The 12769-nt window shown below is 62.9% G+C and carries 13 protein-coding genes; 1 reads left to right on the top strand and 12 read right to left on the bottom strand.

Annotation, left to right across the window (positions count from 1 at the left end):
* Window positions 1-18: 18 nt before the first annotated feature.
* The 10 genes from rpoZ to pyrR form a co-directional block, all read right to left on the bottom strand.
* The gene (gene rpoZ / locus N7568_RS00870; RefSeq protein WP_017197559.1) at window positions 19-279 is read right to left on the bottom strand and encodes a DNA-directed RNA polymerase subunit omega; all 261 of its coding nucleotides are present in this window, start codon (window positions 277-279) and stop codon (window positions 19-21) included.
* 39 nt (window positions 280-318) lie between these two features.
* Window positions 319-891, bottom strand: a complete 573-nt coding sequence (gmk, locus tag N7568_RS00865) for a guanylate kinase (RefSeq protein ID WP_261608034.1) — start codon at window positions 889-891, stop codon at window positions 319-321.
* A gap of 21 nt (window positions 892-912) precedes the next feature.
* The gene (gene mihF, locus N7568_RS00860) at window positions 913-1239 is read right to left on the bottom strand and encodes an integration host factor, actinobacterial type (RefSeq protein ID WP_261608033.1); all 327 of its coding nucleotides are present in this window, start codon (window positions 1237-1239) and stop codon (window positions 913-915) included.
* Window positions 1240-1334: 95 nt separating this feature from the next.
* On the bottom strand, window positions 1335-2210 hold the full coding sequence (pyrF, locus tag N7568_RS00855; RefSeq protein WP_261608032.1) for an orotidine-5'-phosphate decarboxylase: 876 nt from the start codon (window positions 2208-2210) through the stop codon (window positions 1335-1337).
* Complete coding sequence (carB, locus tag N7568_RS00850) at window positions 2203-5511, bottom strand: carbamoyl-phosphate synthase large subunit (protein WP_261608031.1); 3309 nt, start codon at window positions 5509-5511, stop codon at window positions 2203-2205. Before carB ends, pyrF begins: the two co-directional genes overlap by 8 nt.
* A complete protein-coding gene (carA, locus tag N7568_RS00845) occupies window positions 5511-6758 on the bottom strand; it encodes a glutamine-hydrolyzing carbamoyl-phosphate synthase small subunit (protein ID WP_261608030.1) in 1248 nt (415 codons plus the stop codon). The genes carB and carA overlap by 1 nt, the downstream gene beginning before the upstream one ends.
* Window positions 6739-7260, bottom strand: a complete 522-nt coding sequence (locus tag N7568_RS00840) for a PH-like domain-containing protein (RefSeq protein ID WP_261608029.1) — start codon at window positions 7258-7260, stop codon at window positions 6739-6741. The genes carA and N7568_RS00840 overlap by 20 nt, the downstream gene beginning before the upstream one ends.
* Entirely contained in the window at window positions 7260-8585 is a 1326-nt protein-coding gene (locus N7568_RS00835; protein WP_261608028.1) for a dihydroorotase, read from the bottom strand. Before N7568_RS00835 ends, N7568_RS00840 begins: the two co-directional genes overlap by 1 nt.
* Window positions 8585-9592 carry an aspartate carbamoyltransferase catalytic subunit gene (locus N7568_RS00830; protein ID WP_261608027.1) on the bottom strand — a complete coding sequence of 336 codons (1008 nt, stop codon included), beginning with the start codon at window positions 9590-9592 and terminating at the stop codon, window positions 8585-8587. The genes N7568_RS00835 and N7568_RS00830 overlap by 1 nt, the downstream gene beginning before the upstream one ends.
* Window positions 9589-10173, bottom strand: coding sequence for a bifunctional pyr operon transcriptional regulator/uracil phosphoribosyltransferase PyrR (pyrR, locus tag N7568_RS00825; protein WP_014921974.1), 585 nt, complete (start codon window positions 10171-10173; stop codon window positions 9589-9591). Before pyrR ends, N7568_RS00830 begins: the two co-directional genes overlap by 4 nt.
* A gap of 110 nt (window positions 10174-10283) precedes the next feature.
* On the opposite strand from pyrR, the gene N7568_RS00820 reads away from it, so the two are divergent.
* A complete protein-coding gene (locus N7568_RS00820) occupies window positions 10284-11579 on the top strand; it encodes a PrsW family intramembrane metalloprotease (protein ID WP_261608026.1) in 1296 nt (431 codons plus the stop codon).
* A gap of 63 nt (window positions 11580-11642) precedes the next feature.
* Here N7568_RS00820 and nusB read toward each other — a convergent pair whose 3' ends face one another.
* Both nusB and efp read right to left on the bottom strand, forming a co-directional pair.
* A complete protein-coding gene (nusB, locus tag N7568_RS00815; RefSeq protein ID WP_172324006.1) occupies window positions 11643-12053 on the bottom strand; it encodes a transcription antitermination factor NusB in 411 nt (136 codons plus the stop codon).
* A complete protein-coding gene (gene efp, locus N7568_RS00810) occupies window positions 12053-12616 on the bottom strand; it encodes an elongation factor P (protein ID WP_261608025.1) in 564 nt (187 codons plus the stop codon). Before efp ends, nusB begins: the two co-directional genes overlap by 1 nt.
* Between the last annotated feature and the right edge of the window lie 153 nt (window positions 12617-12769).

Genomic DNA, 12769 nt, shown 5'->3' with positions numbered 1-12769 from the left:
GTCAACAGGCAGTCTGCTTTATTCTGCGGGCTCGATCGGCGTGGAAACCAGAAGGCCTTCGTTGATCTCGCGGAGGGCGATCGAGAGCGACTTCTCGTTCAGCTTGGTGTCAACCAGCGGGCCGACGTATTCGAACAGGCCCTCGTGCAGCTGGGCGTAGTAGGCGTTGATCTGGCGCGCACGCTTGGCGCCGAAGATGACCAGGCCGTACTTGGAATCAGCAGCCTCAAGCAGCGAATCGATCGGCGGGTTGATGATGCCTTCAAGGTTCGTGGACACGAATTCTCCAAATTTTAGCGGGCCAACAAATGCAAGCGCTTAGCGCCCGTGCGGGGTAAGCCCCATGAGTGAAACAAGCTCGTCTGCTGCCCGGCGAACGTCGTCATTGATGACGGTGTGGTCAAACTCCGGTTCAGCAGCAAGTTCCAGTTTAGCGGTTTCCAGCCTGCGCTGCTGTTCCTCGGGAGTTTCGGTGCCGCGACCCACCAGTCGACGGACCATTTCGTCCCAGCTGGGCGGGGCCAGGAACACAAAGTTTGCCTCAGGAACCGCGGCCTTGACCTGGCGTGCGCCCTGGAGGTCGATCTCCAACAAGACCGATTTGCCGTCCGCGATGGCCGCATTGACCGTGCTGCGAAGCGTCCCGTAACGGTTCTGGCCGTGCACTACAGCCCATTCCAGGAGTTCGCCGTCGGCCACCAGGGAGTCAAACTCCTCAGCCGATTTGAAGAAGTAGTGAACGCCATCCTTTTCACCCGGACGCGCAGCCCGTGTGGTTGCCGAGACTGACAGCCAAACCTCCGGATAGTTGTCCCTGATGTAGGTGGATACGGTTCCCTTGCCAACGGCAGTGGGGCCTGCAAGGACAGTCAGTCCGGGTTTCTTGCTCACGGATTCCTTCGGGGAGATGCGTTAGACGCTTTGCTGGGTATCCATAAAATCTACCAGCGCCCGGGCTTGGTGAATTCCCAGCCCCCGGATGCGCCGGGATCCGGCGATACCAATCTCCGCCATGATCCCGGCCGCCCTGACGGGCCCAATGCCCGGCAAGGCCTCCAAGAGCTCCACCACGCGCATGCGCGCGATCGCTTCATCCGTACTACTCGATGAAATCAACTCCGCAATGCTCACCTCGCCGCGCTTAAGCCTTTCCTTGGCTGCGGCACGCACGGCCCGCGCCTTGGCAGCCTTCTCCAGCGCATCGGAACGCTCCTGTGGTGTCAGCTCTTTAAGGCCCACTGCCAAACCCCTGTCAGATCGCGATTGTGATCCAGATCACGCGGACTGATCCTGAACCTACCGGCAGGGACCCGGTTGCGCAATGGGTGGGCAATTTACTCGGATCGAAGCCCGGCCAACGTCGCCGCGGTGGCCGCGCGCAGACCCTCCACCGAAGGACCAGCGGCAAGGATCCCACGGCTGGACGTGGCCAGTACGGTGGGATACGCGGCCCCGAAGGTCTTACGGAGATCAGCAGGGGTGGCTCCCTGGGCACCGAGCCCCGGGGCGAGGATGGCACCGCGAACAGGGCCAAGATCGATATCCAGGTCCTCCAGCGCGGAGCCAATAGTGGCACCTACTACCAAGCCAACTGAGCCCAGGGATCCGTCATAGCGCTGGTTCTCAGCGGCAGCTGCAGCAATGATCCGGCGGGCAACGGAATCGCTTCCGCCAATGTGCTGGACCGACTTGCCTTCAGGGTTCGACGTCAGCGCGAGCACGAACACTCCCCTGCCGTACTGGGCTGCGAGGTCCAAGGCGGGGCGCAGCGACTCAAAGCCCAAGTAAGGACTCAGCGTCACAGAGTCAGCCGCCAAGGAGGACCCGTCACGCAACCAGGCATCCGCATATGCTGCCATCGTGGAGCCAATGTCTCCCCGCTTCGCATCGGCGATGCTGAGCACACCCGACTCCGCGGACGCGGCCAGAGTACGCTCCAGGACAGCCATCCCGGCAGACCCGTGGCGCTCATAAAGGGCCACCTGCGGCTTGACCGCGGCAGCGAGGGAAGCCACGGCCTCCACCACTGTCAACGAGAAACGCTCCAGCCCTGCGACGTCGTCGTTCAATCCCCAGTCAGCCAAAAGCTGCGGATGCGGGTCGATTCCGACGCAGAGCGGACCACGCGCGGCCATGGCGGCAGCCAGCCGGGAGCCAAAGGACTCCCGGGCCGGCTGCTGCGCCTGCTGTGGAGAAGCGGACTCAGGCATCGGCTGCTTCCACTGCGGCTGCCAGGTTGGCTGCGTGCTCCTGCAGGCTGGTCACGGACCATTCGTAGGTGCGCAGCGCCTCGATGGCCTGCACTGCAGCGTTGAACTCGGCAACGGTGGTGATGCAGGGAATTCCGATGGACGTTGCTGCAGCACGGAGTTCATATCCATCGCTGCGGGCTTCTCCACCCGAAGGCGTGTTGAAGACCATGTCGATCTCGCCGGCGATGACGAGGTCGGCGATGGTGCCTTCGCCTTCGGCGCTGCTGCCTTCGGCTACCTTGCGGACCGGAGTCGCCTGGATGCCGTTGCGGCGCAGGACATCTGCCGTGCCACCGGTGGAGACGATTTCGAAGCCGAGGTCCGAGAGCCGCTTGACACCCATGATGACGGAGCGCTTGTCGCGGTTGGCCACGGACACGAAGATCTTGCCCTCGGTGGGCAGTGCGTTGTTGGCAGCCGCCTGGCTCTTGGCGAACGCGGTGTCGAAGTGCTTGTCGATACCCATGACTTCACCGGTGGAGCGCATTTCCGGGCCGAGCAGGGAGTCGACGACCTTTCCTTCCGGGGTGCGGAAGCGGCTGAACGGCAGGACTGCTTCCTTGACGGCAACCGGCGCGTCCAAAGGCAGGGTGGAACCGTCACCGGTTTCCGGCAGCATCTTGTAGGCGCTGCGGAGCTGGTTGATGGTGACGCCGGTACCGATGAGGGCGGCAGCCTTGGCCATCTGTACACCCGTTGCCTTGGAAACGAACGGAACGGTACGGGAAGCGCGCGGGTTGGCTTCGAGGACGTACAGGACGTCGGAAGCCAACGCGAACTGGATGTTGATGAGGCCGCGGACGCCCACGCCTTCGGCGATGGCACGGGTTGCCGTACGCACGCGCTCGATCACGTTGTTGCCAAGGGTGATCGGGGGCAGGACGCAGGCCGAGTCACCGGAGTGGATACCCGCTTCTTCGATGTGCTCCATGATGCCGCCGAGGTACATGTCGGTGCCGTCGAAGAGTGCGTCGACGTCGATCTCCACCGCATCCTCGAGGAAGCGGTCGATCAGCACCGGGTGGTCCGGGGTGATTTCCGTGGCGTTGGCGATATAGCGGGAGAGGTTGGCCTCGTCATAGACGATCTCCATGCCACGGCCGCCCAGGACGTAGGACGGCCGAACCAGCACTGGGTAGCCGATTTCGTCGGCGATCTTCTTGGCGTCCTCGAAGGAAACAGCGGTGCCGTTCTTCGGGGAAGTCAGGCCTGCTTCGTCCAGGACGCGGGCAAAGGCGCCACGGTGCTCAGCAAGGTCGATCGCTTCCGGCGACGTGCCCAGGATGGGAACGCCGGCATCGGCGAGCTGCTGTGCCAGCTTCAGCGGGGTCTGGCCTCCGAGCTGCACGAAGACACCCATGACGCCACCGGTGCGCTCCTCCGCTGCGATGACTTCAAGGACATCCTCAAGGGTCAGCGGTTCGAAGTAGAGGCGGGTTGAGACGTCGTAGTCGGTGGAGACAGTCTCCGGGTTGCAGTTGACCATGACGGTCTCGTAGCCGGCCTTGCGCAGGGCCATGGAGGCGTGCACGCAGGAGTAGTCGAACTCAATGCCCTGACCGATGCGGTTGGGGCCGGAGCCGAGGATGATGACGGACGGCTTGGCGTGCAGTCCAACTTCGTCCTCTTCGTCATAGGACGAGTAGTGGTAAGGGGTGTACGCGGCGAACTCTGCAGCGCACGTGTCCACCGTCTTGTACACCGGGCGGATACCCAGGGCCTGGCGGACGCCCCGGACTACTGCCTCGTTGTTGTGTGTCAAAGCACCGATCTGCTCGTCGGAGAAACCGTGGCGCTTGGCGTTGCGCAGCATTTCCTCGGTCAGCACGCCGGCCTTGCGGATCTCCTGCGCGGTCTCATTGAGCAACTGCAGCTGGTCCAGGAACCAGGGGTCGATCTTGGTGGCCTCGAAGAGATCCTCGACGCTGGCGCCGCCCAGCATGGCTCGCTGCACCTGGTGCAGGCGATCCGTGGTGGGACGCTTGGCCTTCTCGATCAGCTCGGCCACTTCGTACTCCGGCACGGAGCTGAAGTCCAGCTGCGAACCCTTCTGTTCCAGGGAGCGGAGTGCCTTCTGCAGGGCTTCGGTGAAGTTGCGGCCCATGGCCATGGCTTCGCCGACGGACTTCATGGTGGTGGTCAGCGTGTTGTCCGCGGCCGGGAACTTCTCGAACGCGAAGCGCGGAACCTTGACCACGACGTAGTCCAGGGTCGGCTCGAACGAGGCCGGCGTCTTCTGCGTGATGTCGTTCGGGATCTCGTCCAGGGTGTAGCCCAGGGAGAGCTTGGTGGCGATCTTGGCAATGGCGAAGCCGGTTGCCTTCGAAGCCAGGGCAGATGAGCGGGATACGCGCGGGTTCATTTCGATGACTACAACACGGCCCGTGGCGGGGTCGATGGCGAACTGGATGTTGCAGCCACCGGTGTCCACGCCGACTTCGCGGATGACGGCAATGGAGACGTCGCGCAGCTTTTGGTATTCCCGGTCCGTGAGGGTCAGCGCCGGAGCAACCGTGATGGAGTCACCGGTGTGGACACCCACGGGGTCGAAGTTCTCGATGGAGCACACAACAACGACGTTGTCGTTCTTGTCGCGCATCATCTCAAGCTCGTATTCCTTCCAGCCGAGGATGCTCTCTTCGAGCAAGACCTCGGTGGTGGGGCTGTACTGGAGGCCCTGGCCGACGATGCGGCGGAGGTCGTCCTCGTTGTACGCCAGACCGGAGCCCAGGCCACCCATGGTGAAGGAAGGACGGACCACCATGGGGTAGCCGAGGTCTTCCGCAGCAGCGAAGGCCTCTTCCATGGTGTGGATGATGTGGCTCCGCGCGGACTCGGCGCCACAACGCTCCACGACGCCCTTGAACTTCTCGCGGTCCTCGCCGAGCTCAATGGCAGCGATGTTCGCGCCAATGAGTTCCACGTTGTACTTCTCCAGCACGCCGTTCTTGTCCAGCGCGATGGCCGTGTTCAGTGCCGTCTGGCCACCCAGGGTGGGCAGGATGGCGTCAGGACGCTCCTTGGCGATGATCTTCTCCACCACCTCCGGGGTGATGGGCTCAACGTAGGTGGCATCGGCGAACTCGGGGTCCGTCATGATGGTGGCCGGGTTGGAGTTCACGAGGATGACCCGAAGGCCCTCCTCCTTGAGGACCCGCAGGGCCTGGGTGCCGGAGTAGTCGAACTCAGCCGCCTGGCCGATGACGATAGGGCCGGAACCGATGACGAGGACGCTCTTGAGATCTGTACGCTTTGGCATTACTTCTTGTCCTCAGTCTTGGAGTCGGTGGAGGTGGCGCCTGTGGCCTTGGACTTGGTATCGGCCATAAGGTCGATGAAGCGGTCGAAGAGGTACGCGGCATCGTGGGGGCCGGCCGCGGCTTCGGGGTGGTACTGGACCGAGAACGCCGGGATGTCGAGGCAGGCGAGCCCTTCTACGACGTCGTCATTCAACGAAACGTGGCTGACTTCCACGCGGCCGTAGCGCTCTTCCGGTGCCACGGTGGAACCGTTCAGCGGTGCGTCAACGGCGAAGCCGTGGTTCTGTGAAGTGATTTCAACCTTGCCGGTCCGGCGGTCCATGACGGGCTGGTTGATGCCGCGGTGGCCGTAGCGGAGTTTGTACGTGCCAAAGCCGAGGGCACGGCCAAGGATCTGGTTACCGAAGCAGATGCCGAAGTACGGCAGTTTCTCGTCCAGTACCGATCGCAGCAGCGAAACCTGGTGTTCGGCGGTGGCCGGGTCGCCAGGACCGTTGGACATGAAGAAGCCGTCAGGGTTGACCGCGTTGACGTCCTCGAGCGTGGACGTGGCAGGCAGGACGTGCACGCGGACGCCGCGCTCTGCGAAGCGCACCGGGGTCATCGCCTTGATGCCGAGGTCAACGGCCGCAATGGAGAAGCGCGGTTCGCCTTCCCAACCGTGGTCCTTGGGTTCCACCACGTAGGCCTCGTCGATGGAGACTTCCTCAGCCAGCGCTGCGCCTTCCATGGGCGCACTGGCCAGGACGGCGTCCAGCAGTTCCTTGTCGGTGGCCTTTGCGGCTTCGCCCGAGAAGATGCCTGCGCGCATGGTCTTGTGCTCACGGAGGTGGCGGGTGATGGCACGCGTGTCGACGCCTTGGATGCCAACAATTCCTTGCTCCACCAGTTCGTCGTCGAGGCTGCGTTCGGAGCGCCAGTTGGAGGGGCGGCGGGCGGCATCGCGAACGATGTACCCGGCCACCCAGATGCGGCGGGACTCAGCGTCTTCGCTGTTGACACCGGTGTTGCCGATGTGTGGCGCAGTCTGGACCACCAGCTGGCGAGCGTAGGAGGGATCGGTGATGGTCTCCTGGTAGCCGGTCATTCCGGTGGCGAAGACGGCCTCACCGAGCGCGGTTCCCTGGGCTCCGTAGCTGCGGCCGCGGAACATGCGGCCGTCTTCGAGGACCAGCACTGCTGCTGAGGGGGTGGTTGTGGTGGCTGCTTTACTATCCGTCACTTTATTACTTTCCACTATCGGCATCTGCCTGAGGGGCTGCGGAGATCAATTCTTGGAGGGCTTCGAGGAGGAGGTGCTTGTCGGCGGCGTGCCTGGATCGGAATCCGGTGTCGAGCTCCCGGGCGCCAAGCTTCCAGCTGATGACCAGGAGCCCGTCCTTTTCGACGAACTTCCCGGCCATGCCGTTGGCTTCCCGGCTGTCCACCAGGGCGGAGCGCGGGATGAAGACCGGGGCTGCACCGGAGCGGTCGAACAGCACGCCTTCAGCGTGGATGCTCAATTCCGCATTGGTCCGGATGCCAAGGCCCTGCACCGCGATCCGGTCAAGCCAGTCGCCCGCCGTTGTGGTGGCTACGTACTGGCCATCCCCGACGACGGTGGCCGGCGTCAGCTGTTCCGGTACCTCAGGAAGGCGCTCGACGTCGGCTTGTCGCCTCAGCCGGTTCCGCCATCCCAACCAGATCATCGCCAGGACGACGACGATCAACGGCACCGTGATCACCACGGTAAGTGTCTGGTTGTCCATTAGTTGCTGCTGACTGCCGGATACCGGTACGGCGTGTTGAGCTGGCCGTCGAGCACCGTGGGGTGGCCTTTGAAGAAGGTCGCCACCACGGTTCCGGGCAGCTCCTTGCCCTTGAACGGTGAATTGCGGCCCATGGTTGCCATTTTATGGGGGTCGACGGTCCAACGCGCAGCCGGGTCCACCAGGATGACGTTGGCAGGTTCGCCAACCTCCAACGGGCGGCCCTGGTCAGCGACACGACCGATGACTGCGGGCGTAAAGGAGGTAACCCGCGCGAAGTCGGCCCACGTCATGAGGCCTGTTTCGATCATGGTCTCCTGAACCACGGAAAGCGCGGTTTCCAGACCGGTCATGCCCATGGCAGCCTGGGCCCACTCGCATTCCTTGTGCTCGCTGGGGTGCGGAGCGTGGTCGGTTCCCACGACGTCGATGGTGCCGTCGGCGAGGCCCTCGCGAAGCGCCTGGACGTCGGCATCGGTACGCAGCGGCGGGTTGACCTTGTACACGGGGTCGTAGCTGCGGACCAGTTCATCCGTGAGGAGCAGGTGGTGTGGTGTGACTTCGGCCGTGACGTTGATCCCACGGGCCTTTGCCCATCGGACGATTTCAACGGATCCGGCCGTAGAGACGTGGCAGACGTGCAGCCGCGAACCAACATGCTGCGCAAGCAGGACATCGCGGGCAATGATGCTCTCCTCGGCAACGGCGGGCCATCCGGTGAGTCCAAGCACGGCGGAGACTGTGCCTTCGTTCATCTGTGCCCCGGCGGTGAGGCGGGGTTCCTGCGCGTGCTGGGCCACCACGCCGTCGAACGCCTTCACGTATTCCAGCGCGCGGCGCATCAGGACGGGGTCGTGGACGCAAATGCCGTCGTCGGAGAACATCCGGACCTGGGCGCGTGAGTCGGCCATGGCGCCCAACTCTGCAAGCTGCTCACCGGCCAGTCCCACAGTAACTGCGCCCACGGGACGAACATCCACCCAACCGGACGCGCGGCCCAGGCTATGAACCTGTTCCACGACGCCCGCAGTGTCCGCCACAGGGTTGCTGTTGGCCATCGCGTGGACTGCCGTGAAGCCGCCCAATGCTGCGGCGCGGGTGCCTGTCTCCACTGTCTCGGCGTCTTCGCGGCCGGGTTCGCGCAAGTGGGTGTGAACGTCCACCATGCCCGGCAGGGCAATCAGGCCAGCGGCATCGACGACAGTCGCGTCGTCTGCGGAGAGGTCCTTGCCCCGCGCTTCGATCGTGCCGTTGCGGATCAAGAGGTCTTCAGCTTCGCCGCCGAGGATGGCGGCCCCACGAATCAGGTAGGTGTTCTCGGCCATCAGTTGGTCTCCTTGCTGGACTGGCTTGCGTTCGGGGCGGCTTCGCGGGAGTCTCCGGAGAGCAGCAGGTAGAGGGCGGCCATACGGACCGAAACACCGTTGCGCACTTGGGCAAGCACAGTGGAGCGCGGCGAATCGGCGGCGGCCGAAGAAATTTCCAGTCCCCTGTTCATGGGGCCCGGGTGCATGATGATGGTGTCTTTCATGCCGAGGTCATCCAGGGCACGGAGCCTGGCGTCGTCGAAACCCCACCTGCGCGAGTACTCGCGGGTCGAAGGGAAGAATGAGGCATTCATACGTTCGCCCTGGACGCGCAGCATCATCATGGCGTCGGTGCCGGCCTCCAGCGTCTGGTCCAGGTTGTAGCTGACCTTGCAAGGCCAGTGCTCGACGCCGATGGGCAGCAGCGTGGGTGGCGCCACCAGGGTGACCTCGGCGCCAAGGGTCTTCAGCAACCAGACGTTGGACCGTGCAACACGGGAGTGCAGGACATCGCCGGCAATCGCTACCCGCATGCCCTTGAGATCCGCTCCGGTTGACCCGGTGCCGTTGACCTGGGACCAGTGCCGGCGCATGGTGAAGGCATCCAGGAGTGCTTGCGTTGGGTGTTCGTGGGTGCCGTCACCGGCGTTGATCACTGCGGCGTCGATCCAGTCCGTGGCAGCGAGCCGGTGCGGCGCTCCGGACGCCCAGTGGCGGATGACGACAGCGTCCGCGCCCATTGCGGCGAGGGTTTGCGCCGTGTCCTTGAGGGATTCCCCTTTGGACACCGAGGAGCCCTTGGCCGCGAAGTTGATGACGTCCGCAGACAGCCGTTTGGCGGCTGCCTCAAAGGAAATACGCGTGCGGGTGGAGTCCTCAAAGAAGAGGTTCACCACGGTCCGGCCGCGCAAGGCCGGCAGCTTCTTTACTTCACGCTCCCCCACAGCGGACATTTCCTCCGCAGTGTCCAATACACGGATGGCGTCGAAAGCGCTCAGGTTTTCAGTGGAAAGGAGGTGCTTCACTTGCCTGCCTCGATAACTACCTCGTTGACAGGCACGCCGTCCACGGAGTCGATTTCTTCCAGGTGGACACGGACCTTTTCCGAAGAAGAGGTGGGAAGGTTCTTGCCGACGTGGTCCGCGCGGATGGGGAGCTCGCGGTGGCCCCTGTCCACCAGCACAGCCAAGCGCACAATCCGTGGGCGGCCCAGGTCTACCAAGGCATCCAGCGCGGCGCGAATGGTGCGGCCCGAATACAGGACGTCATCGATCAGGACAACAACCTTGTTGTCGATGCCGGACAACGGGAGCCTGGTATGGCGTGGTGGCCGCGTGGGCTGGTGCGAGAGGTCATCGCGGAACATGGTCACATCCAATTGGCCGACCATCGTTTCGGCGTTGACCGTAGGATCGGCCGCTGCGATCTTGTTGGCAAGCCGCACGGCCAAAGGGTAGCCGCGGCTGGGAATGCCCAACAGAACCAGGTCCTGGGAGCCTTTGTTGGCTTCGAGGATCTCGTGGGCGATACGAGTGAGCGCACGATCAATGTCCGCCTGATTGAGGACAACCCGCGACGGCACGTGCGCTGAAGTGACTTCAGTCATCGCTCGTCTCCCCTTTCCCCGCCTCACTGGACGGAATTAAAAAAGGAATATTTGCTTTTCAAAACTACCACAGCGGCCCTTTCCAACCTCACCGGGCTCCTCCGCCGGGCGTGAGTTTAAGCTCACATCCGGCACTGTGGAATAGGCTCATCACCATGACCATGAACCCCCACGGGCAAGCTGGCGGACACCCCTATCCGCGGCCTTACCTGGAACCTGGCGCCAACCCCACCTGGATTGGCCGTGTGCAGCCAGCGAACTACCAGCCCGCTCCAGGCAATCCGGCGTCACTCCCCCAGCAAACCTGGGCCATGCCACCAGCACCGCGCAGCCGCCGGTCGTTGGGCACCCTCCCTTTGATCATTATTGGTGGGGTGCTTGCCCTTGCCAGTCTTCTTCTGGTGGTGCCATTCCTGTTGGGCAATACCGGAGTGACGGGCTTCGTGATCGGTTTCATGGCGTCATTGATTCCGTTGTCCGTGGTTCTCCTGACGGTACGCTTCATCGATCGCTGGGAGCCTGAGCCGAAAAGGCTCCTGTGGTTCGCCTTCACCTGGGGCGCCGCGGTGTCCATTGCCGGGACACTGCTCATCCAGCCTCTCTTCGCACTCGCCGCACCAACCAGCAGTGAAGAAGCCTTCACCTACTTCATGGCCACCGTCCAAGCCCCCATCGTGGAGGAATTCACCAAGTCGCTGGGGTTGCTGGTACTGATTTTGGCCGCGCGGAAATACTTCGACGGGCCCGTGGACGGCGTAGTGTTCGCTTTCACCATCGCCGCTGGCTTTGCCTTCACAGAGAACATCCTCTACTTCGGACGGGAAATCGCCTCGTCCACCGATCCCGGGACGGACTTGGTCCGTATCTTCATCCTCCGCGGCGTCATGTCGCCCTTCGCCCACGCTGTATTCACCGGGACAACTGGCCTGATCATGGGCTTTGCTGCCCGGAAGTGGCACTCCGGATATGCGGTGCTGGCATTCTTCATCGGCCTGATTCCCGCAATGTTCCTGCACAACCGCTGGAACAGCATGGGCCAGAACTTCCTGGTGGAGTACTTCGTGGTCCAGGTGCCCATCTTCCTTGTAGCGGCAGTGGGCATCATCCTGCTCCGGGTAGCCGAAGGAAAACTCACGCGCCAGCGGCTCCTGGAGTATGCCAGGGCAGGTTGGTTCACCCCCGCCGAAGTGGAGATGCTGGCCACCTCCAGGGGCCGCCGGCAGGCTGTCCGCTGGGCGTCTTCGCGCGGCCGTGCCTCACAGATGAAAGCCTTCATCCGCGAAGCCACCGCCTTGGCGTTCACGCGCCAGCGAGTACTCAGCGGCCGCGATGTCCACGTTCACCAGCAGGACGAACTTGAACACCTCAGCAGCATCCCTGGCCTCAGGGCGGCGGTCCTCCAGTAATACAAAAGGACCCGCATCCTGTGGATGCGGGTCCTTTTACCATCTCAGCTCGCCAACAACTGTCTACGCGAGAAGCGAGGGCTTGAGCTTCTGAAGACGGCCCAGGAGGCCGTTGATGAAGGCCGGGGACTCGTCCGTGGACATCGTCTTGGCAAGCGCCACGGCCTCGCTGACGGCTACGCCATCGGGAACCTCGTCATTGTAGAGGAGTTCCCAGGCACCGATCCGAAGGATGATCCGGTCCACGGACGGCATCCGCTCCAACGTCCAGCCCTGCGCGTACGTCTCCAGGAACTCGTCAATGGTTGCCTGCATGGAAACAACACCTTCCACGATTTCCACCGTGTAAGGGTTGATGATCAGATCTGTCTTCTCCCGGCGCGCTGTCATGGCGTCAAAAGCCGAAACGGAGCGTTGCTCCGCCTCGAAAAGTACTTCGAGTGCCCTGCTACGGGCTTTACCGCGTGCGCTCACTAGTCGTTAACCCGGCCCAAGTAGCTGCCATCGCGGGTGTCGACCTTGACCTTGGTGCCCTGCTCAACGAACAGCGGAACCTGGATCTCGTAGCCGGTTTCAACGGTAGCCGGCTTGGTGCCGGCCGAGGAGCGGTCGCCCTGAAGGCCCGGCTCCGTGTAGGTGATTTCGAGGACAACGCTCGGCGGCAGTTCGATGTACAGCGGGTTGCCCTCGTGGATGGCAATGTTGACCATCTGGTTCTCAAGCATGAAGTTGGTGGCGTCGCCAACAGTGGCACCGGAGACGGTGATCTGGTCGAAGTCCTGGGTGTCCATGAAAACGAAGTCTTCGCCATCCTGGTACAGGTACTGGTAATCACGGCGGTCAACCGTAGCGGTTTCGATCTTCAGTCCGGCGTTGAAGGTCTTGTCGACCACCTTGCCGGACATGACGTTGCGCATCTTGGTGCGAACGAAGGCGCCGCCCTTGCCCGGCTTGACGTGCTGGAACTCGATGATGTTCCAGAGCTGGCCCTCGAGCTTCAGTACGGTACCGTTCTTGATGTCGTTTGTGGTTGCCACTCGTATCCTCAGGTTTCTCTCACTGGTTCAAGCTGCCAGTTCGTCTATGCCAAGCAGGCATGCCAAACGGCCCGCCAGCGCGTATTTATCAAAAATCCAAGAACCATTCTACCGGCAAATAGGCCGTTGGCTTGCGAAGGGTGATCCAAGCAG

This window comes from Paenarthrobacter aurescens (genome assembly GCF_025421775.1).
Lineage (GTDB): Bacteria > Actinomycetota > Actinomycetes > Actinomycetales > Micrococcaceae > Arthrobacter > Arthrobacter aurescens_B.
Note: the sequence above shows the minus strand (reverse complement) of the source record. Positions and strands in the feature narration are given on the sequence as shown.